Origin of the sequence: Myxococcus sp. NMCA1, assembly GCF_026810205.1 — a bacterium.
GTDB lineage: Bacteria > Myxococcota > Myxococcia > Myxococcales > Myxococcaceae > Myxococcus > Myxococcus xanthus_A.
The window spans coordinates 8,888,589-8,912,757 of sequence record NZ_CP113950.1 but is presented as its reverse complement, the minus strand read 5'-3'; the positions used below and the strand labels follow the sequence as shown (position 1 = coordinate 8,912,757).

The following is a 24,169-nucleotide window of genomic DNA, read 5'->3' as shown; positions in this document are numbered from 1 at the left end:
CGCCTACATCCACGAGATTGTGCCCATCCTCCTGGCCGAGTTCCTTCTACAGCAGCGGGAATCCATCATGTCCGCGTGGGAGGTGGAGGTGCGCCGCATCCCCGCGGCCCAGGCGCTGCCAAGGCTCGCGCTGCGAGACGGGTTGCCCCGGCTGCTGGAGGTCGTCGCCTCGCTGATGCGCCGCGACTCGCCCGGCGGCGTGGAGGACGGCCTGGGGGACATTCCGGACCGGCACGCCATTGAGCGGCTGGGGGAAGGCTTCGACCTGCGGCAGGTGGTGACGGAGTACCGGTTGCTGCGCGCGTGCGTGCTGCGCTTGTGGACGTCCCGGGAGAACGCCACCCACCGCCCGGAGGCGGAGCTCGTCTTCCACGAGGCCATGGATGAGGCGGTGGCGGCCTCCGTCAGCCGCTACTCGCTGGCGCGCGAGCGCACGTTGCAGGCGCTGGACCGCATCAGCACCGCGGCCCTGGGCAGCGCCGACGCCGCGGAGCTGTTGCCGGCCCTCCTCCAGGTCCTGCGGGAGACCGTGGCCGTGGTGGACGTGGCGGCCGTCCTGCTGCTGGAAGAGGACGTCCTGCGGGTGGAGAGCGTGGTGGGCACGGGGATGGCCGTGGGGGACGTGGTGCGCATGGGGGAGGGCTTCACGGGCACCATCGCGGCCACGCGACAGCCGCTGCTGGTGCGCGCGGCGCGCACGGACAGCCGGGTGAGCGAGCCGTCCTTGCGCGATGCGGACCTGTCCGCGTTGTTCGGTGTGCCGTTGCTCTTGGGCGAGCAGTTGATGGGCGTGGTGCTGATGGGCAGCCGCGCCACCCATGAACTGTCGGAAGAGGACCAGTTCCTCTTCCGGGCCATGGCGGCTCGCACCACCGCGCTGCTGCTGCAGGCCCAGGCGCATGCCCGCGAGCGCGAGGCGCGCGCCGTGGCGGAGGCGTCCCTGGAGCGCCTCCGGGAGAGTGAAGCGGGCCTGCGGCGGTGGGCGCAGGTCTTCAAGCGGCTGGGCGTGGGCGTGGCGGTGGTGGACGCGGCCGAGGAGCGGCTGCGCGAGGTGAACCCCGCCTTCGCTCGCATGCATGGCTACTCGCCGGAGGAGCTGACCGGACGGCGGCTGGAGGACACCTATGCGCCGGAAGCGCGCGGCGTGTTGCCCCGGCACGTGGCGGTGGCGAACTCCAAGCCGTCACACGAATACGAATCCCTGCACATCCGGAAGGATGGCACCCGCTTCCCCGCCTTCACGCACGTCACGGCCTTCAAGGATGAGGTCGGCCGCGTGGTGCAGCGGGTGGCCACCGTGGTGGACATCACCCAGCGCCGCGCCATGGAGATGGACCGGCAGCGGCTGTTGGGCGCCATCGAGGCCGAGCGCGCGCGGCTGGCGTCGGTGCTGGACCAGATGCCCGCGGGCGTCTTCATCGCGGACGCGCCGTCCGGCCGGTTGGTGATGGCCAGCCGCCAGGTGGAGGTCATCACCGGCAAGCCGTTTCATCCCTCCGCGTCGATGCAGGACTACGTGGAGGACTATGGCGTCTCGCTGCGCCCGGACGGGCGGCCCTACGCCATGGAGGCGCTGCCGTTGGCGCGCAGCCTGCGCCACGGCGAGGTGGTGCAGGGCGAGGAGATGCTCATCCCCCGCGAGGATGGCCAGTACGTCACGGTCCTCCTGTCCAGCTCGCCCATCGTGGACCGGGAGGGCACCATCATCGCGGCGGTGGCCACCATGGTGGATGTCTCCGAACGGCGCCGAGCCCAGGAGGCCGCGCTACAGGCGGTCCGCTTCGGCGAGCGGCTCATCGCCATTGTCAGTCATGACCTGCGCAACCCGCTCAATGCCATCCAGCTGTCCGCGACGCAGTTGTTGCACAGCGAGGCGCTTCCGGAGCGCGAGCGCCGGCTGGTGACGCGCATCGCCCGCTCCGGTGACCGGATGAAACGCATGATTTCAGAGCTGCTCGACTTCACGCGCGGGCGGCTGGGCGGCGGCATTCCCATCCAACGCACGGCCGGTGATTTGCGGTCCGTGGTCCGGCTGGGGGTGGATGAATTGGAGGCGGCCTGGCCCGAGCGCAAGCTGGCGTTCCGGGTGGAGCCGGGCCGCTACGAAGGGGAGTGGGACGAGGACCGGCTGCTCCAGGTGGTCAGCAACCTGGGGGGCAACGCGCTCCAATACAGCCCCGCGGACGCGCCCGTGTCCTTCAAGTTGTATGACGGTGGCGACTTCGTGGTGCTGGAAGTCCACAACCCCGGCGAGCCCATCTCCCCGGAGATGCTCCCCCGGCTCTTCGACCCCTTCCGGCGCGGCGCCATGGAGGGTGTCGGCGGAGGGAGCAGCAGTGGGCTGGGGCTCTACATCGTCGAGCAGGTGGTGAAGGGCCACGGCGGACGTATCGAGGTGACCTCCACCGCCCAGGCGGGCACCACCGTCCGGGTGACGCTGCCCCGCCTGCCGACGGGCTGACGCGCTCAGCTGGGGCTCACCACCCGCTCCAAGGTGGCGCGCAGCTCGAATAAATCCACGGGCTTGGGCACCGTGGCCCGGATGCCCTCCGGCAGGGGCTGGGAGCTCCCAGCCCCGGAGACCACCACCACCGGCAGGGTGCTCAGCCGCGCGTCCTCGCGCACGTGGCGCATCAGCTCCCAGCCGCTCATCACCGGCATCATCAGGTCCAGGAGGACGGCATCCGGCAGGGGCGGGCGGCTCAGGCGCTCCCAGGCGGACAGTCCGTTGCCCGCTGTCTCCACGGTGAAGCCCTCCAGGGTGAGGAACTCCTCCAACAGCTCCCGGCTGTCGGCATGGTCTTCCACGAGGAGGACGAGGTTGGGCGTGGACATGAGGCCGTAGCCTTGTACTGAAGTCCAATGTCCGCCAGGGCCCCAGGGCGATGCGTCCGCCCGTGGACGCCCCGGGTGTCCACCGCGACACGATGCGGGGTTTGGCCATGATGTCGGCTTTTGCTTGGATATGTCTTGTTTGACTCATGGGGCCGTGGCTACACGGCGCCTGTCTTGGGGACGTGTGTATTCATCGTCGATAATGACACCCAGGGGTGTCAGGCATGCATCGCTCCCTGTCTGGATTATCAAGAATCAAGGCGAGGTGTCGTCAGCCACCCTGGTGGGAGCGCAGACTTCATACAGGCTGGTGAAAATAATTGTCTCCACATGCACTGGGAGTCCGTGGTATCCGGGGAATCGACTCGACATAAAAGAGTGGCCTCGTTGAGAGGCATTCCCCCCCTGCTGAGCAGGCGTGCTCCCGGCATGCCAGGAACCAGACATGACACGGAATCATGGCGTCTCGACGTTGACGGCGTTGTTTCTTCTGACGGGCTGTGAGGGCACCCTTCCCGAGGAGAGCCCTGCAACCATCGACATGGAGGTCCAGCGTCAGGAGGCGAAGGAGACGGGGCTGGACCTGAGCGTGGTGGACCTGTCCGCATCGTGCGCGGCGACGGCGCTGACGCTCTCCGCGGCCATCAAGAACGAGCGGCCCACGGGCATTGGGAACTCCACCGCGGCGGTGTACGCGGGGACGCCGGGCGCTGGCGGCGTGCGGCTGGGCACCATCAGCGTCCCCTGGCTGGTGGGCGGTGAGACCTTCCCCTTCTCGCTGTCGTACACGGTGCCGGAGGGCACCACGAAGGTGGTGGTCGTCGCGGACGAGGACGGCACCTATCCGGAGGATGACGAGGACAACAACTTCGCCTCCATCGATTTCGAGATTCCCTGTGCCACCAACCAGCAGCCGGTGGCCAGCTGTCAGAGCGTCACCGTCCCCGCGAACGCGGCCTGTCAGGGCAGCGCCAGCATCGACAACGGCTCGTTCGACCCGGACGGCTTCCCGGGGCCGTTCTCCGTGGAGCAGTCGCCCGCGGGCCCCTATGGGCTGGGCACCACGAGCGCGCAGCTCCTGGTCTCCGACGGCGCGGCTTCCAGCACGTGCTCGGCGAACGTGACGGTCGTCGACGTCAGCGCCCCCACGCCGGGCGCCAACCGCGGCCTGGTGATCCAGCCGGTCCTGGGCTCCGACTACGTGCTGGTGCCCCTGTCTGACTGCGCGATGCCGGCCGTCGACAACTGCGGCGGCGAGCTCGACCTGGATGCGTCAGCCAGCATCATCCGCGTGACCTCCGACGAGTCCAACGACGCGCTGTCCCTGCTGCGGCTGCTGGCGTGTGACGACATCAAGCTGACCCCGGACCGCAAGTCCGCGATGGTTCGCGCCGAGGCGGCCCTGCTGGGCAACGGCCGTGTCTACAACTTCACGTACGCCGTGCAGGACGCGTCCGGCAACAGCGCCATTGGCACCTGCAACGTGAAGGTTCCCGCGCTGCTGGCCAACCCCGCCATCGATTCGGGCGTCGTGTACTGCCAGGGCGACAACTGCCCCTCCGGTTCACGCTTCCCCGGGCTGCTCTGCTCGCTGCTGTAGTCGAAGCGCCGCCCCGTCCCACTGGAAGTGGGGCGGGGCCCTTCTTCCGCCGGGGGCCCGGAGCAATAGGCCGCCGGCGTTGTTGTGTCTCAGCGCCAGGACAGCGCGTACTCCGTGTCGAGCAGGCCCAGCTCGCGCCCCTGCACCCCGATGTCGCGCGCGCCCACGGCTTCCAGGGCGGCGTGCAGGACCCCTTCGTGGTACGCGGTGGGCATGAAGTCCCGCTTCATGACGAAGCGGCCGCTGCGAGGCCCCGTCCACACCATGCTCCGCTCGCCGTAGCTCACCGCCGCGAGGAACCCGGTGGGAAGCTGTCCGAGCAGCAGCCGGGGCTCGTCATAGGCGAGCATCAGCAGGGTGCGGCCCGCGACGGACTCCAGGAAGTCCTGCGCGGCCTTCTGGCCCATGACGCGATGAGCGGCGGCCAGGCCCCCGCAGTGTTCGGAGAGCAGGCTGGCGGCCTGGAAGGCCAGCGGCAGGAATTGGGTGATGGGGTAGCTGAAGAAGTCGATGTAGCGCTTCTCTGGCAGGGACTGGCGGCAGAGCTGCTCCATGGCGGAGCCTCCCACGCGCCGCACCGTCTCCAGGACCCCCCGGAAGAACATGCCGCGCGCGGTGTCCTCGGGGGTGGCGAGCGCGCAGCGCTGACGCAGCTCGCGCATGGCATCCGGTCCCAGGGGCTGAGGCGGCGCGGGTTCTCGCACCAGGCGCGGGGTCAATCTCAATTCCATTGCGGGGGGACTCCAGAAGAAAAGGGGGCGCCGTCAGGCCGAAGCCAGACGTGCTGTGCTCCAAGGTGGATGCTGGCCCCCACATGGGCGGCGAAAGCCTTGGCCGCCCATGCCCAAACTCACGCGTCCGGCCGCGGGCCTCCGGTTCAGGAGGCTGCATAGACAGGTCGCGGAAGTGTTGCCGTAATGATGCACATTGCATGGAGTGGTTTCGCGAGGCAACCCTGGTCCGCGAATTTTGGTGAAGGGATTGGCCGCCCCCTCAATGACAGACATGGCGAGTAGGGCCGGACGGACCCGGTGCCGTACGGGCCACGCGGGCTGACGCCTGGACGTCTGTCTGGTGCGTGGCGGCGCATCCGGAGCGCGCCCGTGTGGTGTCGGGTGCGATACTTTTCGCTGGGGGTGCGGGGCGGGGGACTACCCTCCATATCGGTATTTCGCCTGAGGACGTGCTGGGTTATAAGTCACAGGAAAACTCGTGACCGAGCGCGACCTGTTCCCGGGCAGGGCGTGAGCTTGGCCCGTACTCACAAGGTTGACGCAGTGAAGACCCACCTTGAAGGTCCTGCTCCTCCCCGCAAGCGGCCCCGGCCCCAGCCTCGAAGCCCAGCGGATCGCGCCCGGAAGTCGCGCGAGCAGCTGGAGAGCCGTCTGGCGGAGAGCGTTGGCGAGGCGGCGCGAGGCGCGCGGCTGCTCGCGGGGCTCACCCAGGCGGATGTCGCGGAGCGTGTGGGTATCGCCGCGGAAGTCTATGGGCGCATGGAGCGGGGGAAGATGATGCCCAGCGTGCCGACCCTGTTCCGGCTGTGTCTGGCACTTCGGTTGTCGGCGGACGTCGGGCTGGGACTCGCCACGGCGGCCAGTGTCGGCGCCGCGCTCTGGGAAGGGGACTCCGGGCACAGGGACCAGTTGCCGGAGATGCGGAAGGTGCTCCGAACGCTGCGGCGGATGTCGCGCAGCCAGCTCAACCTGATGAACCAGGTCGCGGCCGCCATCCTGCCTGAGCGGTGAGGGCCGGGCCCCGGACGGTGAGGCTGCCGCCGCTCGGGGTTGTGACGTACTGCCTGACGCTGGGGGCGCTGCTGAGGGTTCAGCGCTTCAGGCGCTGGGCCGCGCAAGGTGTAGTCGCCCGTCGGTGGCTCCTGGCCGCGCTGTGCTCGAGCCGCCCGCTCCACCGCCTCGCAGTCCAGCACTCCCATCCCACTGCCAGGGTCCGGGCTGAGGGAAGCAGGGAGTCCGCGCGCCAGGTGTGGAGGGCGGTGACGGTGTGCGTGCCGTCCAGCCGCGTCAGGCTGACGAAGGGTGTGAGCGCACCTGCATCCGGTGCGTCCCCGCAGACAGGTTGGACACCGTGTAGGGCGGCGAGCAACCGACGGGAGCGCCTTCATTCAGCGTGCGCTGATAGCTGGCGAGCAGCATCCGGGACTCCGGGCATGTTGAGGAACCACTGGCTGTGATTGCCATTGCGTCGGGAGAGCGGCTGGCAACGGGCCGCGCCCAGGGCTGACGCGGCCCGCGTGGGTCCACCCCGAGGCGCTTGTCACTCCGCCGTCTCCCTGGCCTCATGGGGGACAGGGTGCGCAGTGCCCCGCTTGGTGAGGGAATGACCCGCGGACTTGGGTGGTGGACAGTCAGGCCAGCAGCGCGCGCGGCGGTCGCCGTTGTGGCCCTGTTCATGCCCGGGACTCGGGCGCACGCACAGGACGCGGGGACGCCGGAGGACGGGGGCGCCGCCCGGGCCGAGCGGGAGCTGCAACGCACCGACGCGGGCTGGGCCGTGGAGACGGATGCGCCCTTGTCGGAGGACGCGGGCGTGCCCGAGCCCGCGTTCATTCCGCCCGCGATGGTGCGGGACTCGCCCGCTCCCTATCCGCCCGGGCTGGCGTCAGACGGCGTCGCGGGGGTGGTGAAGCTGGAGTTGCTCATCGACGACGCGGGCGAGGTGGAGTCCGCCACGTTGATGGAAGGGCTGCATCCCTTGTTGGACCGGGCGGCGCTGCACGCGGCGCCGTCGCTGCGCTTCGCCCCCGCCACCCTGGACGGCCTGCCGGTGGCCGTGCGCATCTTCTTCGAGTACCGCTTCGAGGCGCCCGCGCCGGGCATGTCCGAGGGTGCCGCGCCCGCGGCGCCCATCACCCTGAAGGGCCTGGTGCGCACCAAGGGCAACCGCCGGCCGCTGGTGGGGGCCACGCTGGTGTCGGACGCGCATCCGGACGCGCCGGTGCAGACGGACGTGGACGGGCGCTTCGAGGCGCGCTGGCCCGCGGGCGTGCATGCGGTGCGTATCACCGCCCCCGGCCACAAGTCCGGCGTCTTCCGCGAGGGCCTGAAGGCGAACGAGGCGCTGGAGGTGGTGTACGGGCTGGAGCCGCTCATCATCAACCCGTACGAGACGGTGGTGCGGGGAGACCGCGAGCGCACGGAGGTGAGCCGCGTCACCCTGCATGACGCGGAGCTGCGCGAGGTGCCTGGCACCATGGGGGACCCCTTCCGCGTCGTCATGCTGCTGCCCGGCGTGGGCAGCATGGTGTCCGGCGTGGCCTACCCGGTGGTGCGCGGCAGCCAGCCCGCGGCCACCGGCTACTTCCTGGATGGCATCCGCGTCCCCATCCTCTTCCACCTGTTCCTGGGCCCGGCCGTCATCCACCCGGACTTCATCGACGCCATCGACTTCTATCCGGGCTCGCCGCCGCCCCGGTATGGGCGGTTGATGGGGGGCGCCATCGACGGGCGTCTCAGCCGCCCGCGGGATGACGGCGTCCACGGCAGCGCCTACGCGGACCTCATCAACGCGGGCTTCTTCATCGAGACGCCGTTCAAGGACACCGGCACCAACGTCAGCCTGGCCGGCCGCTATTCCTATACGCCCTGCTCATCGCCCTGGCGGCGAACCAGCTCCAGGCACCGCCCCCTCCCGGGCGGGAGAACCCCAAGGTGGTGCTCGACTTCTGGGATTATCAGGGCCGGGTGGAACAGCGGCTGGGCGAGGGCACGCTGCGCCTGTTTGCCTTTGGCTCCTCGGACACCTTCGGTTCGGAGGCCCAGGACGAATGGGGCGACACCGCGATGCAATCCATCATCTTCCACCGGGTGGACCTGCGGCACCGGCACCCCGTGGGGCCCGGTGAGCTGGAGGTGGGCGGGACGTGGGGGTTGGACCGCTTCGCCATCGTCAGCCGCAGTCCCCCTGGCGAGGCCACCGAAATCCATATCGACCAGGGGCACTGGTCCGCGCGCCTGGGCTACACCGCGACGCTGTCACCCAGCGCCACGCTGCGTGCCGGGGCGGACGTGGAGCACAAGCGCGCCATCGTCGAGCTGCTCCAGCAGGACGGCGGCTCCGACGCGGACGTGGAGGTGGCGCCCGTGGCGCTGGGGACCTTCATGGGCGCGTGGACGGAGCTGGTGTGGCAGCCCCATGAGAAGTGGGCCGTGGTGCCCGGCCTGCGCGTGGACAGCTACCACCTGTCGCCGGGGATTGACCGGCGCGCGCTGGAGCCGCGCCTCACCGTGCGTCACAAGGTGTCGGAAACGCTCACGCTCAAGGGCGGGGCGGGCCTCTTCCATCAGCCACCCACCACCCTTATCAGCCTGCCCGTGGTGGACGTGGGAAGCCTGCTGCTGGGGCTCCAGCAAGGCGTGCAGCTCTCCGTCGGCGCGGAATGGAAGGCGTGGCGCGGTCTGGAGGTGGGGCTGGACGTCTATCTCAACCCCATGCTGCGGACCCTCGAGCTGACGCCCTTCGCCGACGAAGGCATGGTGGACGACGACCCGCCGGACACCGGCACTCCTCCAGCGGGCCTGCGCCGCGGCATGCAGTTGGGGGACGGCGGCGGCATCCCCGACCGCTCGGACTTCGACTTCCCGGACTTCCGCAGCAGCGGCATGGCCTACGGCATGGAGTTCCTGCTGCGCCACCCGCTGGGCGACAACTGGTTCGGCTGGCTGTCGTATTCGCTCCAGCGCAGCACGCGCCGCACGCGCTTCCACCGCTACGACGCGGAGGGCCACCGGGTGGGCGAGGCGGAGGCGGACCTGCCCTTCGCCTTCGACCAGACGCACATCCTCAACCTGGTGCTCAGCTACAAGTTCGCCAACAACATCACGCTGGGCGGGGTGCTGCACTTCAATACCGGGCGCCCTGAATACGGCACCCTGGGCACGCAGACGCACCGCCCTGGCGAAGACGCCTCCGGCAGGCCAGCCTGGGTCAAGGCAGACCGAGATCGCGTGGACCGGCTGCCGGCCTTCCTCCGGTTCGACGTGCGGCTGTCCAAGTCGTGGGTCCATGACACCTTCAGCCTGGAGGCGTACCTGGACATGCTCAACGTCACGCTCCGCCGGGAGACGTTGGGCTTCGAGTACGAGGGTGGCAACGGCTTCCCGCTGCGTAAGGAAGCGGTGGGGCTTCCCATCGCCCTACCCATCCTGGGCGTGAAGGGTCGTTACTGAGCACGCGGACTGATGGATAGCGCACGCTTGGCGCCGCGCCTCCGCCTTCATCTGGGCACGATGGCGCGCCACACGGTGTAATCCCGCGCCGCCAGTTGTTCCGGGGGCCGGTCCGCTCCTGGGGGCCCGGAGACGTCGGGCCGAGTTCCTGACCACCGCACACCAGGTGACTTCTTCATGTCGCAGGACGGGATTCCGACGATGGTGCCGTTGCAGCGCGGGGGCATCCCTTTCAGTCGGGGGGCTACCGCGGCCAGCCGGCTGGCGCTGACGCACCTGCGGATTTCGGATGAAGCCCCCCATCGCCAGGCGAAGGCCGTTTCGGAGGCCCCCGCCGTGCTGCTGGTGGATGACCATGTGTCGAACCTGGTGTCGCTGGAGGCCATCCTCGAGCCGCTGGGCGTGCGCATGGACAAGGCCTGTTCGGGGGAGCAGGCCCTGCGCTTCCTGCTGCGCGAGGACTACGCCGTCATCCTGCTGGACGTGCGGATGGCGGGGCTGAGCGGCTTCGAGACGGCGGCGCTCATCAAGCAGCGTGAGCGCACGCGCAACGTCCCCATCATCTTCCTCACCGCCTACGGCCGCGATGACGCGGAGCTCGTCACCGGCTACGCCACCGGCGCGGTGGACTTCCTCCAGAAGCCCTTTCCGCCGGAGGTGCTGCGCTCGAAGGTGTCCGTCTTCGTGGAGCTGTTCCGCGCGCAGCAGCAGGTGCGGCGCCAGTCGGAGCTGCTGCGGCAGAAGGAAGCCGAGGCGCGGGATGCCGCGCTGAGGGCCGCGGGCTACATCGACCGGTTGCGGGACTTCACCGCCCGGCTGTCGGAGGCGGCCACCGTGCCACAGGTGTGCCGCGCGCTCTTCGAACAAGGGCTGGTGGCCGCAGGCGCGAAGGCGGGCACCGTCAACCTCCTGGACGTGGAGGGCGAGGCGCTGGAGGTGGTGGATGCCATTGGCTACCCGGAGAGCGTGCTGAGCCGGTGGCGGCGCATCCCGATGACGGCGGCCATGCCGCTGGTGGAGTCGCTGCGGGAGCAGCAGGCCATCTGGGTGGGGTCGCCGGAGGAGTGGAGCGCGCGTTATCCGCTCATGGATACGCGAGGCCTTCACGAGGCGGCGCTCGCGCTGCCCTTGCTGGTGAAGGGACGGGCGCTGGGCGCCATTGGCCTGTCCTTCGCGCGGCCCCGGACCTTCACGGAGATGGACCGGGCCTTCTTCACCGCGCTGGCGCATGCGTGTGCCCAGGCGTTGGACCGGGTGCACCTGACGGCGGAGGAGCGCCGGGCCCATGCCGTGGCCCGGGCCGCCGCCGCCCGGCTGCAGATGCTCACGGAAGCGTCCGACGCCTTCGATGCGACGAACCGCGACCTGTCCGTGCTGCTGGACACCATCACCCGCCAGGTCGCCTACTTCCTGGGGGACACGTGCACGCTGTGCCTGCTGTCCGACGACGGGACGCGGCTGGAGGTGGCGGCCAGCCATTCCAATCAGGGGGAGGATGGGGCGCCGCTGCTCCCCGGCGAGGGGCTGCGCCACTTCGTGCTCCGTGGCGGACGGCCGCTCCTCGTGCCCGAGCTGTCGCAGGAGCAACAGCGGGAGCTGGGACAGGGCGAGGCGCTGCGCAGCCTGCTGTGCGTGCCGCTGCGGACGCAGGGCAAGGTGGTGGGAACGCTGTCGGTGGGGCGCATGGGCTCGGGCCGGAGCTTCACCCAGGAGGACCAGGAGCTGGTGGAGGAGCTGGCGGCGAAGGCGGCCCTCTCCATCGAGAACGCGCGCCTGTTCGCGGAGCAGCAGCGGTCGCAGGAGGAGCTGCGCCGGCGCGCCGAGTTCGAACAGCAGCTGGTGGGCATCGTCTCCCACGACTTGCGCAATCCCCTGGCGGCCATCTCCATGTCGGCGGGGCTGTTGGAGAAGAAGGGTGAGTTGACGGAGCCGCAGAAGCGCATGGTGTGGCGCATTGGCCAGGCCACCGAGCGCGCGGCCCGGATGATTCGCGACCTGCTGGACTTCACCAAGGCCCGGCTGGGCGGCGGCATTGCCCTGCACCGTCAGGCCACCGATTTGCGGGAGGTGGTGCACCAGGTGGTGGATGAGCTCCTGGTGGCCAACCCCGGGCGTCGCGTGGAGGTGGAGGTCCAGGGCGAGGTGCGCGGCGAATGGGATTCGGACCGCATCGCCCAGGTGCTCACGAACCTGCTGGGCAATGCCCTGGCCTACAGCCCCGCGGACGCCCCGGTGCGGGTGGACACGCGGCTGGAGGGCGAGGCCGCGTTGCTGTCTGTCTTCAACGGGGGCGCCCCCATCCCCCGTGAGTTGCTGCCTCGCCTGTTCGAGCCGCTGACGCGGGGCGCGTTGAAGGAGGGCCAGTCCACCCGCAGCATTGGCCTGGGGCTCTACATCGTGCAGGACATCGTGCGCGGCCACGGCGGCGGCGTGGAGGTGGTGTCCTCCGAGCAGCACGGCACCACCTTCACCGTGCGCCTGCCGCGTGCGGCGGGCTGAGTCGCCCGTTCCTGGAACGCCTGGCCTCCCCAGTTTTTTTGTCAGCCGCACGGTGAGACGCAGGGCCGTGCGGCTCGGAGTGCAATCCCGCGTGTTCATGTCTCGCGTCAGACATTGAAACAGGCGGGATGGCTCACCGGGTTCAGACGGCCGATGCCAGTGACACCTCGGAACCCTTCACGGAACGCTCGGGCGAGCACGTCCGGCAGCGGCCCGTACGTCCTGTACCAGGTCAACCTGATGACAGGTGCCACGTCGTTCTCCCCGCGCGGTGCCTTCGGACCCGAGCTGCGCGACATCGCCAGCATGCATTGAGCCGGAGTCCTGGGCGAACACGCCGAGGCCCTGGCCGTTCGCGCAGGGCCATTGCGGAATGAGGACACCGCGGCGGGTGCCGGGCCGCGTGGCGCGTTGGCACTGGCGCGGAGTGAGCACTGAAGGCCGCGCCGGTACCCACGTACAAGTTCGCGCTCCCGGAGATTTGTCACTCTTGTCTCGTGTGCGTTCCGCGACCGAGCGTCGAGCATCGGGGCTGGAGCGCGTGCCAGGGGGACGTCGATGGGGGTGTGTCTGTCGTCGAAGTGGGGCTCCGCCTGGACCTGGACGACGCATGCGGGAGGCGCCGCGCCCTGCCTGCGCTTCGAGACGGTGCGAGGGACGGCGGGGGAGGTGCTCGACTTGCGCCAGACCGCGCTCGAGGCGTCCGCCGAGCCGGAGGCGCACGATTGGGTCCTGCCTTCATGTGTGTCGTGCTGGGAGCAGGAGGGCGTGCGAGGGCTGCGCCTGGAGGACTGCGTGCGCGTGGTGGACACGGGCGAGCCGGTGTCCGTCGTGCTGCGCATCACCCGCGAGGGCATGGAGGCGCGCTTCCGGGCCGTGGGCATGAAGGCGTTGGATGCCTTCGTGCTGTGGCTGCTGCCCGATGACGCGGACGATGCGCAGGCGCTTCGCGAGGCGCTGGCGCGTGAGCGCGAGGCCCGCCTCCGGGCGGAGGGCGCGCTGGAGCACGCGACGGCCCGGCTGACCCGCGAGGCCCTGGATGGCAACGCGCGCCACCTCGCGCTGGAGCGGCTGACCGAGGAGGCCGAGTTTCGTGAACGGTTCATCGGCATCCTCGGGCACGACCTGCGCAACCCCCTGAATGCCATTGCCCTGTCCGCGCGAGCCATGGCGCAACGCACGCTGCCGGCGGCCCAGCAGCAGCAGTGCGCCCAGCGAATCGAGGCGAGCGCCGCGCGGATGGGCGCCATGATTTCCGACATCCTCGACCTCACCCGCGCGCGCCTGGCGGGCGGCATCCCCCTGCACCTGGGGACGGTCAGCCTGGCCATCGTCTGCCGGATGGTGGTGGAGGAGCTGTCCGCCGCGCATCCGGACCGGCACATCACCCTGGACGTGGAGGGCGCGTCGGAGGGCTTCTGGGACGCGGACCGGCTGGCGCAGGTGCTCAGCAACCTGGTGAGCAACGCGCTGGAGCACGGCGCCGAGGACACGCCCGTCCGGCTCAAATGTATCGCCGTGGACGGTGAGCAGGTCCTGGAGGTCCACAACACCGGGACGCCCATTCCGTCTCAACAGCTGGAGACATTGTTCGACCCGTTCCGCCAGGTGGGCACCGGCCCTGAGAAGGGCCACCGTCGCGGCGCCGGTGGCCTGGGGCTGGGACTCTTCATCGTGAAACAAATCGTCCAGGCGCACGGAGGAGCTGTGTGCGTGTCCTCCTCCGAGGCAGAGGGAACGACCTTTACGGTGAAAATGCCACGAGACGCGCGACAGTCGCAGGCGCCCGCACCCTCGGGCGTGAGACATCGCGTGTGACTGCAACGTTGGCGGCTGGGCGGAACGGACGCTGAGCGTCAGCCGGCGCACGGACTACGTGTTTGCCGCATGACCGACGTGCGCGAACTGCCCGAGAGGGCACCTGTCAGAGGGGAAAAGAAGGACTACCGGTTATCTTGGCCGCGAGAAACGCGGCTACCCCCAAAAACCGGAGGCAGCCATGTATCACCACCCCACCTCGAAGACCTGTTCCAGCCCCAAGGTCACCTACGCCGGACGCCGTTGTGCGCACCGGTGGGAGCTGCTGCCAGCGTTGCTTCTTGTCGCCGCCGTGGGGTGTGGCCCGGCGGAGCCGATGGAGACGGCGAGCGAGACGCTGGGCACCCAGTCGGACGAGTTGGTGTCGTCCAATGGCTTGTCGACGAACGGGCTGTCGACGAACGGGCTGTCGACGAACGGCTTGTCGACAAACGGCCTGTCCACCAATGGCTTGTCGACGAATGGCCTGTCGACGAACGGCTTGTCGACGAATGGTTTCAATACGTGGTTCAGCGCGGACCCCGTCAAGGCCGAGGAGGTGATGCGATACATCGTCCGGTGCGCGCTCGCCTCCGGCCAGTCCCTGACGTACACGCATGCGGGCACCACGCACACCTGGCAGGGTTCCCTGGGGCTGGCGCCGACGTGGTCGAACCCCACGCCGCCTCCTCCGTCGAGCCCGGGCGCCCCGGTTGCCCCGGAGTCCGAGCAGCAACTGGTGTCGAGCTGCCTGGCTGCACACGTGAACAAGTACGGTGTGCACCTGAACATCTCCGTGCAGGGCAAGGACTCGCAGGGCACCGCCATTCCGACGACGGCCGAGGAACTGCAGACCTACAACCAGAATGAGGCCGTCTTCTTCGGCAACCTCTTCAATGGCCAGGGGCTCTTCGCGGCCAATGACGCGCCCTATCTGGCCTACGACGAGAGCACGGTGCGCGCGTGCGGCCTGTCGTCGTGGAGCGGGGACCCGGACTGCGCGGCCGTCATCACCCACGTGGGGGCTGCCCAGACGTACTGCCAGCAGGACTCCATGCGGACGTACTACGCGCGCTGCACGTACAACGGCGTGACGTACCGCCCGCTCACCACCCGCATCCGTCCCCAGGACATCTACAAGTGTGGTGACGGGACGTGCCAGCTCTCCGAGAGCTGCGGCACCAGCAACACGCCGGACAGCTGCGCCGCGGACTGCGGCGCCTGCTAGGCGTTGACGTCTTCGCGGCCCCCCCGTGCCGCGCGCAGTGGCGGCCTTTCCTCCTACCCCTCGGGAGGATGCCGTGGAAGTCCCAGCCTGTCCGAGCGCGGCGGTCGGCTGCATCCAGGCTGAAGCTGTGGGTTGTCCCCGGGCCTTCCCCGCACGCCCGGCTCATTCAAATGGCTGTCCGCGATATGCATCCACACCTCCCGCGCTTCGCTGGGGGCAGGGAGCGGTTTGCCTGATGCATCGTTGTTCGTGGCCGTGGGTCAGCGGACCGCGACCTGACGGAACGTGACACCGTCGAGTTCCAGGCGCTGGACCGCGTCCGCGAAGCGCTGCGTGGCCAGGATGAGCGTGGGCCAGTCCGCGAGGCGGAAGACGTCCACTGTGGTGGGGATGGAGGCCGCGTCGAGGAGGTAGGGGTCGGGGAGACCGTAGCTCTCAACGCCACATGTGGGGCACGGAGGCTCTCGGTCGGATGGAAGGCAGTCCGGGTGGAAGTGTCCACAGGGCGTCAGCTGGAGTTCGAGCAGTTCGGGCGGGTTCCTTCCACTTCCCTTGAGTTGCATCGGGCAGCCGTTCAGCCCTTGCAATCCTGCTTGCCGCAGTTGTTCCAGTGCTTCACGGCGGAGGCTCAGGGTCCACGCTTGAAGATGTAGCTGTCCAAAGGTTCCGGAGGCGCGTCCGGTCATCGGGCCCAACTTGGTCCCGGGCATCAACGCGAACCCGGGGGGCACCTTGGGCCGTACCTGTTCGCGCAATCGAGCCCACTCCTCGTATGGCTCAGGGCGGGGTTCTTCGTACTCGTGCCGTGTCGGGAGCGATGTCAGGTCCACACATGGATAGTGAAGCCCGGCGGTGCTCCAGGCAGCACCACATCCGGGACAGCCCGCGAGTCCAGGCAGGCTCCATCGATGCGCGGCATGTAGGTTCCCCGTGTAGCGCGACGGTCGCGGCGCCTCGACTTGATAGATGCGCAATCCGGCCTCTTCCTCGGGTGTCACGGCGCCCGCCGGAAGTAGGGGAGCACGGGACCGGTGAGCTCGAAGCGGTAGATGAGTTCACCGGCATGCCGGAAGATGTCTTCTCGCCGCACCTTGTTGCCTCGCGTCTCGATGAATTGGCGCCACGCTTCATTCCACAGGCCTCCGGATGCGCCGCCGCCATGGATGCGCCGGTGGACATGCGTGGGGATGAGTATCGTGTAGTCGTGGATATTGATGCCACGTTCCTTGAACCACGCCGAGAGTGTTGGGGCCTGGGGGAACAGATGGTGCTTCTGCAACTGGGGCGCGGGCAGGACGGGCGGCGGCCTTAGCGGCGGGCGTTCCGGGTACCAGCGGAACGTCATCACCGGTTCCGCACCCTGACGAAGCCAATGCGCCCTGCGCCACCACCGTCCGGGCCTGGCCGAACCCATGGGAAAGCCCGGCCGCAGGGCCAGCACGTGCCCGGCGGCGGGTGCGCTCACGGACGAGGTCGCGGGCGTGTCGGACTGGCGCACATCCTCGCAGGCGAACAAGCCGCAAACGCCTTCCTCGCAGCCGAGCACCACGCAGTGGTCTTCACCGGGCGCGGCACAGCGGGCCGCGTCCATCGCTTCCCAAGCCTGCATCAGCGGCGGCCGAGCGGCGCACGCCACGCCCAGCCAGACCACGAGCAGTACGCACCACGACAGGACAGGGTTCCGCACGCAGGGCTCCGGAAGGCGTGTTTCCCGCGGCGCTGATGGCGTGCGAGAGGGCGAATCAACTCCAGCCGCGAATTGCCGAGTTCACCGGGCGGCGCCCGCCCCACGCCAGGATGCGCGGAGCGGGCCGGCCCGGGGTGACGCGTGTTACCGGGCGCTCACCGGCGCGGACAGGCAGGCCGCCGCCATGCCGGGCATGCTGCTCTGGCGCGGCTCCACCGACGACAGCTCATCCTCCTCCTCGGAAGGAATCTGGGCGTCCGGCGTGCACGTGCCGCCCAGCTCGTAGTCGCTGAACCACCGCTCACAGGTGATGATGCGACTCCCCCAGGGCACCGCACAAACGAGCGAGCAGGGCGCTTCGTCGGCACACTGCACGTCGCAGTCCGGGGGCAGCGCCGACGCAGACAGCGGGGAGAGCGTGACAAGGGCCGCGGCGCTCACGAACAGCGTCTTCGAAAGCAGGTTCATGGTGACTCCACGACGACGGGTGGCCGGACCACGAAGTGTGTCCCGGCACCCCGCAGTATCGAGTCGAGCAGGGAAAACTTCAAAAGCAGCACTGGCGTCTTTTTACAGACCAGCAGTGCCCCGCTCCGGAATGACTTGCACAGACGCGAACGCCAGGGTGGCCGCACCTGGGAGGGATGACGCAACACGTTGGAAGTGTTTGGAAATCCAGACGAAGCCCACTATTGACAGTCTGCCAACAGGCGCCCATCATCACCCTCACAGCAGCATCGGGGCACCTTCCATGACCTACCAACACATCCGGTCCTCGGTGACGGACCGGGTCGCCACATTCGAGCTGCACCGGCCCGAAGCGCGGAATGGATTCACGGTGACCATGGCGGATGAGCTCGAAGCAGGGCTCGCCGCGGCCGATGCGGACGAGGACGTCCGCGTCGTCATCCTCACCGGCGCGGGCAAGGACTTCTGCGTGGGCGCGGACCTGAGCGGCAGCTCGCTCGAGGTGACGAACACGGAGCCGCCCGGGGGCGCGTGGGTGGAGCCCGCCACGCGCGTCACGCGGCGGATGTTCGCGATGCGCAAGCCTGTCATCGCCGCCATCCGAGGCGCCGCCGTGGGCGTGGGCTCGACGATGCTGCTGCCCGCTGACTTCCGCCTGGCCGCGAAGGACAGCCGCTTCGGCTTCGTCTTCAGCCGGCGCGGCATCTACCCGGAGGCGGGCTCATCGTGGTTCCTGCCCCGCATCGTCGGTCTGGGGCGCGCGCTCGACTGGATGGTGAGCGGCCGCCTGATTCCCGCCGATGAGGCGCTGGGCGCGGGCCTGGTCCGCTCCCTCCATGAGCCGGACGCGGTGCTGGACGCCGCGGAGGCGCTGGCTCGGGAGCTGGTGGAGACGACGGCCCCCGTGTCCGTGGCGGTCATCCGTCAGGCGCTCTACCAAATGAGCGCGCTGCCCTCACCGGAGCCCGCGTTCCAGTTGGACAGTCAGCTCATCGCCAGCCTGAGCCGGAGCGCGGACGCGCTGGAAGGGGTGTCGGCCTTCCTGCAGAAACGGCCGCCTCGCTTCACCCGGACCGTGGCGCATGATTTGCCCTCGTTCCTGCCGTGGCGGGAGGTGACGCCATGAGCTCGGCCGACGCACCCCGCTGGAAGCGGTTGGAGCCGGACGAACGCCGCGAGCAGATTCTGGAGTGTGCCACGCGGCTGTTCGGCGAGCGCCCCTACGCGGAGGTCTCCACCACGGACATCGCCCGGGAAGCCGGCGTGGCCCGGGGCCTGCTCAACCACTACTTCGGCCAGAAGCGCGACCTCTACCTGAAGGTCGTGAAGAGGATGCTGCTCATGCCCGGGTTGGAAGAGAAGGTGAGTGCGACCGGAACCCTGCGGCAGCGGGTGGAGCGCAGTGTCGAGTGGTACCTGGACACCGTGGCCGCCCACGGCAAGACGTACGTGGCCGTCACGGGGGCGGGCAGCATCGCGGACCCGGAGGTCGAGCGCATCATCGCCGAGGCCGACGACGTGGCCGCCGCGAAGACGCTCGAGTTCCTCGGCCTCAAGGTGGAGGTCGGCAGCGACGCGCGGCACCGCGCGATGATGCGTTCCTACGGCGGTCTGGTGAAGTCCACCATCCGCGAGTGGATTCGCGGGGGAACGCTGTCCCGCGAGGACGCGCACCTGCTGCTGAGCGAGGCGTTGATTACCATCGTTCGCGACGTCTTCCCCCATCTCCACCAGCAGCCAGGGCCCGACCGCGGCGCGGCGAAGGCTGGCGCCAGGCGAGGCAAGGACGCGCAATGATCGCCAACTCGACACTGGCGGGGCGCACGCTGCTGATGTCGGGAGGTAGCCGTGGCATCGGGCTGTCCATTGGTATCGCCGCCGGACGGCTGGGTGCCAACGTCGTGCTGTTGGCAAAGACAGACACGCCCAACCCCCGGCTGCCCGGGACAGTGCACACGGCGGCGCAGGCCATCCAGGACGCGGGGGGCCAGGCGCTCGCGGTGGTGGGGGACGTGCGGGAGGAAGCGGACGTGCAGCGCGCCGTGGACGAGGCCGTGGAGCGCTTTGGCGGCATCGACTTCTGCGTGAACAACGCCAGCGCCCTGGCGCCGCTGAAGACGGAGGAGCTGCCGGTCAAACGCTTCGACCTGATGCAGCAGATTCAGCTCCGGGGGACGTTCCTCCTCACGCGCGCGGCGATTCCCTACCTGCGCCGCTCGCCGCACCCGCACATCCTGTCGCTGTCCCCGCCGGTCAACCTTTCGCCGCGCTGGCTGGGGCTGCACCCGGCGTACACGATGGCGAAGTATGGGATGACGTTGCTCACGCTCGGCTGGGCCGCGGAGCTGGCCGAGGCAGGCATCGCGGCGAACGCGCTCTGGCCCCGGACGCTCATCGCCACCGCGGCGGTGCAGAACCTGCTCGGGGGGGATGAGCCGATGCAGCGAGCCCGCTCGCCTGAAATCATGGCGGACGCGGCCATGGCCGTCCTGCGGCGCTCGCCTCGCGACTGCACCGGACAGGCCTTCATCGACGAGGACGTCCTGCGCGCCGAGGGCGTCACCGACTTCAGTGGTTACGGTGGCGGCTCCGACGTCCTGCTCGACCTCTACGTCGACCCCTGACCCAGGGCGCTCCGGCGCGGTTTGTCATTGCAGTCCAGTGAAACAGTGAACCGAGGAGATGCCTATGCGTCCGTCGTTCGCAGACCTGGAAGCGCAGTGCCATTCCCTGGCGAACAAGCTCACGCTGCCGTTGCTCTTGAAGCGCAACGCCGACGAGTACGCGGACGCGCCCGCGCTCACCGCGGGCGACACGACGCTCACCTGGACCCGGCTCCGCGAGCGGACCGCCGCGCTCTCCCGTGGACTGGGGTCGCTCGGGCTGCGGCGCGGCGAGCGGATGATGATCATGATGTCCAGCCGGCCGGAGCACTGGCTCATCGACTATGCGGCCGTGCACCTGGGCGCCATCTCCTGTACCGCGTACCAGACGCTCAGCGTCGAGCAGATAGGTTACGTGGCGAAGCAGAGCCAGGCCCGTATCGTCGTGTTGGAGGGCGCCATCGAGGTCGCGCGATGGCAGCCGGTGCTCGAGTCGCTCGACGCGCTCAGGCACGTCATCGTCGTCGACGCCTCGGCGATTCCCTCCGGGGATGCGCGCTTCATCTCCTTCGCGGAGGTGGAGGCCAGGGGACGCGCGCTGCACCAGGAAGATGCCTCTGTCTTCGAGGACGGCTGGAAGCGCATCCGGCCTGAGGACCCCATCGCGATGATGTACACGTCCGGCACCACGGGTGACCCAAAGGGCGTGGTGCTGAGCCACCGCAATGCCTTCTATGAGGCCATCGCCGTGGACGCGGTGGTCCCCACGCCGATGCGCTCCACCTCCATCGCCTATCTCCCGCTGGCGCACATCGCCGAGCGCGAGCTGGGGCTGTACCGCTCTCTCTACAAGGCGCTGCACGTCTACGTCTGTTCTGACCCCGCGGGGGTGATGCCGCTGTTGGCGAAGGCCCGGCCTCCCGCCTTCTTCGGCGTGCCGCGCGTCTGGGAGAAGCTCGCTGCGGGACTGAAGGCGAAGCTGGACGCGATGGAGCCTGAGCGGCGGACGCCCGTCCTGGCCGCACACGCGGCGCTGCAGGAGGTCTTCCGGATGGAGGGCTCGGGACGGGAAGTGCCACCCGAGCTCACGCGCAAGGCGGCCGAGGCGGAGGCGCAGGTGCTCAAGCCCCTGCGGGCGGCGCTGGGCCTGGATGCGCTCACCTGGGCGAGCAGCGGCTCCGCGCCCATTCCCGTGGAGGTGCTGGAGTTCCTCGGCGGCTTCGGCTTCAAGGTGCTGGAGGTCTGGGGCATGAGTGAGACCACCGGCTGCGCGACCATCAACACGCCCGAGGACTTCCGCGTCGGCTCCGTGGGGCGGCCCATTCCCGGCTTGCAGCTGCGGCTGGCCGCGGACGGAGAGATTTTCGTCCGGGGGCCGGTGTTGTTCATGGGCTACCTGTCCGCGGATGGGCAGATTGTGAGCGCGGTGGACGCGGACGGCTGGCTGGCCACTGGCGACATCGGCTCGGTGGACGCGGAGGGATACCTCACCATCACCGACCGCAAGAAAGAGCTGCTCATCACCTCCAGCGGGAAGAACATCGCGCCGTCCAAAATCGAGGGCATGTTGCGCGCGCACCCGCTGGTGGGCCAGGCCATCGCCATTGGTGACAACCTGCCCTACGTGACGGCGCTCATCAGCCTGGACGCGGACGCCGCGCCTGTCTGGGCCAAGGCCCACAAGCTGGACGCGAGCTCGCTGGAGGCGCTCACCCACGCGCCCGCCATCCGCGCCGAATTGGAGGCACTGGTGGCCTCCATCAACGTCCGGCTCTCCCGCGCGGAGCAGGTGAAGCGCTTCGATGTGGTCGCGGAGAACTGGTCGCCGGTGACGGGCGAGCTGACGCCCAGTCTGAAGCTCAAGCGCCGCGTGATTCTCCAGCAGTACGCCGCGCGCATCTCCGCCTTCTACGAAGGCGCCTGACGTCTCACCCGCAGCGTCTCCCTCAGAGCCCCCATGCATGCGAGAACTTCGGAGCAAGCGTCGTTCGCCGACGCCATCGACGCCTTCTGTCGTGACAGGACGGGCACCCGCGCGCAGCGTGATGCGCTGACCCAGCACGGCGCTGAATTCCACCACCGCGCGCTCTACGCGCAGTTGGCCGAGCTGGGCTGGCTCGGCGTGGGAATCTCGCCGGAATATGGCGGCTCGGGCGGAGGACTGTCGGAGGTCTGCCTCTTCGCGGAGCGCACCGCGTATGGGCTCGCGCCGGTGGGCGGCTACGTCACCACGGCCGTCGCCGCCGGGCCCTACGCGAAGTTCGGGACGCAGGCTCAGCGCGAGAAGGTGCTGGGCGGCATCGTCCGGGGCCGCGTGGAGGCCATTGCCATCTCGGAACCGGGCGCGGGCTCCGACGTCGCCGCCATCGCCTGCCGCGCGAAGCGGGTCGACGGGGGCTTCATCATCAACGGGCAGAAGACGTGGTGCTCCAACGCGCACCTCGCGGACCACGTGCTGCTGGTGGCGCGCACGCAGGCGGGCTCCCGGCACGAGGGCCTCACCATGTTCTGCGTCCCCACGGGCATGGCGGGCGTGGAGATTCGCGGCATCCCCACGCTCAACGGCAAGGACGTCAACGACGTCTACTTCACCGACTGCTTCCTGCCGGAGGGCGCCGTGGTGGGCCGCGTGGACCAGGCGTGGCCCCAGGTGATGTCGGGGCTCAACAGCGAGCGCCTCATCCTGGCGGCCACCATGCTGGGCCGGGGCCGGCGCGCGTTCGACGACGCGGTGGCCTACGTGAAGGAGCGCAAGCAGTTCGGCAAGGCCATTGGCTCCTTCCAGGCGCTCAAGCACCGCATCGCGGACCTGGCCACGGAGCTGGATTGCTGTGAGTTGCTCATCTACCGCGTGGCGGCGATGGCGGACGAGGCCCCGGAGCGGATGCTTCCGCGCGAGGCGTCGATGGCGAAGCTGAAGACGACGGAGACGGCCAAGCGCGTGGCGCTCGAGGGCGTGCAGATGATGGGCGGCTACGGCTACGCGACCGAATACGACATGGAGTCGCACCTGCGCGCCACGGTGATTTCCACTGTGTACGGCGGCACCAGCGAAATCCAGCGCGACATCATCGGCAAGACGTTCGGGCTCTAGGAGGCGGACATGACGGCGACATCCCGATGGGGCTCACCCGAGCTCGAGCAGGTCCGCGCGCTCGCGGCCAGCTACTTCACGAAGGAAGTCCTCCCCAACGTCCCCAAGCACGTGGAGCAGGGGTACCCGGACAAGGCGCTGTACCGCCGGGCGGGCGAGCTGGGGCTCTTGTGCATGTCCATCCCGGAGGCCTACGGCGGAGGCGGCGGCACCTTCGCCCACGAGGCCGTCCTCATCGAGGAGCAGGTCCGCGCGGGCGACCCGTCCATGGGCTTCGCGGTGCATTGCACCATCGTCGCGCACTACGTGCTGGCCTACGCGTCCGAGGCCCAGAAGAAGAAGTGGCTGCCCAAGCTCGCCAGCGGCGAGTGGGTGGGCGCCATCGCCATGACGGAGCCGGGGACGGGCTCCGACCTCCAGGCCATCTCCACCCGCGCGGTACGTGACGGTGACTTCTACCGGGTGAGTGGCTCGAAGACGTTCATCTCCAACGGCCGCGTATGTGACTTCCTCATCATCGCCGTGCGCACAGGGGACGCGAAGGGCCATGCGGGCATCTCCCTGCTGTGTGCCGAGGTCTCCGACACGACGCCGGGCTTCGAGCGCGGGCGCATCCTGGAGAAGCTGGGCGGCAAGGGACAGGACACGACGGAGCTGTTCTTCGACGACCTGAAGGTCCCCGCCAGCGACCTGCTGGGCGGCGAGGAGGGCCGGGGCTTCGTCCAGTTGATGCAGCAGCTCCCCCAGGAGCGGCTGAGCACGGCGCTCATCGCGATGGCCAGCCTGGAGCGGGCCATGGACGTGACGGTCGAATACACGAAACAACGCCAGGTGTTCGGAAAGCCGCTCTTCGCCCTCCAGAACACTCGCTTCGAGCTGGCGGAGGTCGCCACGCTGCGGCGGGTGTGTCGCACCTTCATCGACGACTGCATCGTGTCGCACCTGGAGGGTGGGTTGGATGTGACGACGGCGGCCATGGCGAAGTATTGGGTGACGGACCAGGCGTGCATCGTCGCCGACCGTTGCTTGCAGTTGTTCGGAGGGTACGGGTACATGAAGGAGTACCCCATCGCCCACCTGTTCGCGGACACGCGTGTGCTGCGAATCCTTGCCGGCGCGAACGAGGTCATGAAAGAGCTCGTCGCCCGTTCCCTGTAGACCCACATCCCCGT

18 protein-coding genes and 1 pseudogene are annotated in these 24,169 nt (G+C 69.1%); 13 read left to right on the top strand and 6 right to left on the bottom strand.

Features of this window, described 5'->3' with window-relative positions:
* Window positions 1-67 precede the first annotated feature (67 nt).
* Complete coding sequence (locus OZ403_RS36960) at window positions 68-2,461, top strand: PAS domain S-box protein (protein WP_268784927.1); 2,394 nt, start codon at window positions 68-70, stop codon at window positions 2,459-2,461.
* Between the two features lie 5 nt (window positions 2,462-2,466).
* On the opposite strand, the gene OZ403_RS36955 is transcribed toward OZ403_RS36960, so the two are convergent.
* A complete protein-coding gene (locus OZ403_RS36955) occupies window positions 2,467-2,835 on the bottom strand; it encodes a response regulator (RefSeq protein ID WP_140795881.1) in 369 nt (122 codons plus the stop codon).
* A 445-nt stretch (window positions 2,836-3,280) separates the two neighbouring features.
* On the opposite strand from OZ403_RS36955, the gene OZ403_RS36950 reads away from it, so the two are divergent.
* Complete coding sequence (locus tag OZ403_RS36950; protein ID WP_140795880.1) at window positions 3,281-4,435, top strand: CARDB domain-containing protein; 1,155 nt, start codon at window positions 3,281-3,283, stop codon at window positions 4,433-4,435.
* 89 nt (window positions 4,436-4,524) lie between these two features.
* Here the strand turns inward: OZ403_RS36950 and OZ403_RS36945 are convergent, their stop codons facing one another.
* Complete coding sequence (locus OZ403_RS36945; protein WP_268782956.1) at window positions 4,525-5,166, bottom strand: DUF2378 family protein; 642 nt, start codon at window positions 5,164-5,166, stop codon at window positions 4,525-4,527.
* A gap of 546 nt (window positions 5,167-5,712) precedes the next feature.
* Between OZ403_RS36945 and OZ403_RS36940 the strand changes: the two genes are divergently transcribed.
* The gene (locus OZ403_RS36940; protein WP_328285488.1) at window positions 5,713-6,180 is read left to right on the top strand and encodes a helix-turn-helix domain-containing protein; all 468 of its coding nucleotides are present in this window, start codon (window positions 5,713-5,715) and stop codon (window positions 6,178-6,180) included.
* Between the two features lie 276 nt (window positions 6,181-6,456).
* Here OZ403_RS36940 and OZ403_RS36935 read toward each other — a convergent pair whose 3' ends face one another.
* Window positions 6,457-6,588, bottom strand: coding sequence for a hypothetical protein (locus OZ403_RS36935; protein WP_257792514.1), 132 nt, complete (start codon window positions 6,586-6,588; stop codon window positions 6,457-6,459).
* Window positions 6,589-6,844: 256 nt separating this feature from the next.
* Between OZ403_RS36935 and OZ403_RS36930 the strand changes: the two are divergent.
* From OZ403_RS36930 to OZ403_RS36915, 4 genes and pseudogenes are all read left to right on the top strand, one after another.
* Window positions 6,845-9,621 (top strand): annotated as a pseudogene (locus OZ403_RS36930) (TonB family protein).
* A 177-nt stretch (window positions 9,622-9,798) separates the two neighbouring features.
* Window positions 9,799-12,120, top strand: a complete 2,322-nt coding sequence (locus OZ403_RS36925) for a hybrid sensor histidine kinase/response regulator (protein ID WP_268782955.1) — start codon at window positions 9,799-9,801, stop codon at window positions 12,118-12,120.
* 558 nt (window positions 12,121-12,678) lie between these two features.
* Complete coding sequence (locus tag OZ403_RS36920; protein WP_140800326.1) at window positions 12,679-13,938, top strand: sensor histidine kinase; 1,260 nt, start codon at window positions 12,679-12,681, stop codon at window positions 13,936-13,938.
* A 181-nt stretch (window positions 13,939-14,119) separates the two neighbouring features.
* Window positions 14,120-15,145, top strand: a complete 1,026-nt coding sequence (locus tag OZ403_RS36915; RefSeq protein ID WP_140795874.1) for a hypothetical protein — start codon at window positions 14,120-14,122, stop codon at window positions 15,143-15,145.
* Between the two features lie 260 nt (window positions 15,146-15,405).
* Here the strand turns inward: OZ403_RS36915 and sitI6 are convergent, their stop codons facing one another.
* The 3 genes from sitI6 to OZ403_RS36900 all read right to left on the bottom strand — a co-directional run bounded on the left by sitI6 (window position 15,406) and on the right by OZ403_RS36900 (window position 17,300).
* Window positions 15,406-16,119, bottom strand: coding sequence for a SitI6 family double-CXXCG motif immunity protein (sitI6, locus tag OZ403_RS36910; RefSeq protein WP_442929826.1), 714 nt, complete (start codon window positions 16,117-16,119; stop codon window positions 15,406-15,408).
* Window positions 16,120-16,139: 20 nt separating this feature from the next.
* Window positions 16,140-16,832, bottom strand: coding sequence for a SitA6 family polymorphic toxin lipoprotein (gene sitA6 / locus OZ403_RS36905; protein WP_268782954.1), 693 nt, complete (start codon window positions 16,830-16,832; stop codon window positions 16,140-16,142).
* Between the two features lie 144 nt (window positions 16,833-16,976).
* Window positions 16,977-17,300, bottom strand: coding sequence for a hypothetical protein (locus OZ403_RS36900; RefSeq protein WP_140857712.1), 324 nt, complete (start codon window positions 17,298-17,300; stop codon window positions 16,977-16,979).
* A gap of 283 nt (window positions 17,301-17,583) precedes the next feature.
* Between OZ403_RS36900 and OZ403_RS36895 the strand changes: the two genes are divergently transcribed.
* The 6 genes from OZ403_RS36895 (at window position 17,584) to OZ403_RS36870 (ending at window position 24,155) form a co-directional block, all read left to right on the top strand.
* Window positions 17,584-18,426 (top strand): enoyl-CoA hydratase-related protein, encoded by an 843-nt coding sequence (locus OZ403_RS36895; protein ID WP_140800322.1) that lies wholly within the window; start codon window positions 17,584-17,586, stop codon window positions 18,424-18,426.
* Window positions 18,423-19,097 carry a TetR/AcrR family transcriptional regulator gene (locus OZ403_RS36890; protein ID WP_140795869.1) on the top strand — a complete coding sequence of 225 codons (675 nt, stop codon included), beginning with the start codon at window positions 18,423-18,425 and terminating at the stop codon, window positions 19,095-19,097. Before OZ403_RS36895 ends, OZ403_RS36890 begins: the two co-directional genes overlap by 4 nt.
* Entirely contained in the window at window positions 19,094-19,924 is an 831-nt protein-coding gene (locus tag OZ403_RS36885; protein ID WP_268782953.1) for an SDR family oxidoreductase, read from the top strand. Before OZ403_RS36890 ends, OZ403_RS36885 begins: the two co-directional genes overlap by 4 nt.
* A gap of 64 nt (window positions 19,925-19,988) precedes the next feature.
* Entirely contained in the window at window positions 19,989-21,827 is a 1,839-nt protein-coding gene (locus tag OZ403_RS36880; RefSeq protein ID WP_268782952.1) for an AMP-dependent synthetase/ligase, read from the top strand.
* A 33-nt stretch (window positions 21,828-21,860) separates the two neighbouring features.
* Window positions 21,861-22,997, top strand: a complete 1,137-nt coding sequence (locus OZ403_RS36875; RefSeq protein WP_268782951.1) for an acyl-CoA dehydrogenase family protein — start codon at window positions 21,861-21,863, stop codon at window positions 22,995-22,997.
* Window positions 22,998-23,006: 9 nt separating this feature from the next.
* Entirely contained in the window at window positions 23,007-24,155 is a 1,149-nt protein-coding gene (locus tag OZ403_RS36870; RefSeq protein WP_140795866.1) for an acyl-CoA dehydrogenase family protein, read from the top strand.
* Window positions 24,156-24,169: the final 14 nt, after the last annotated feature.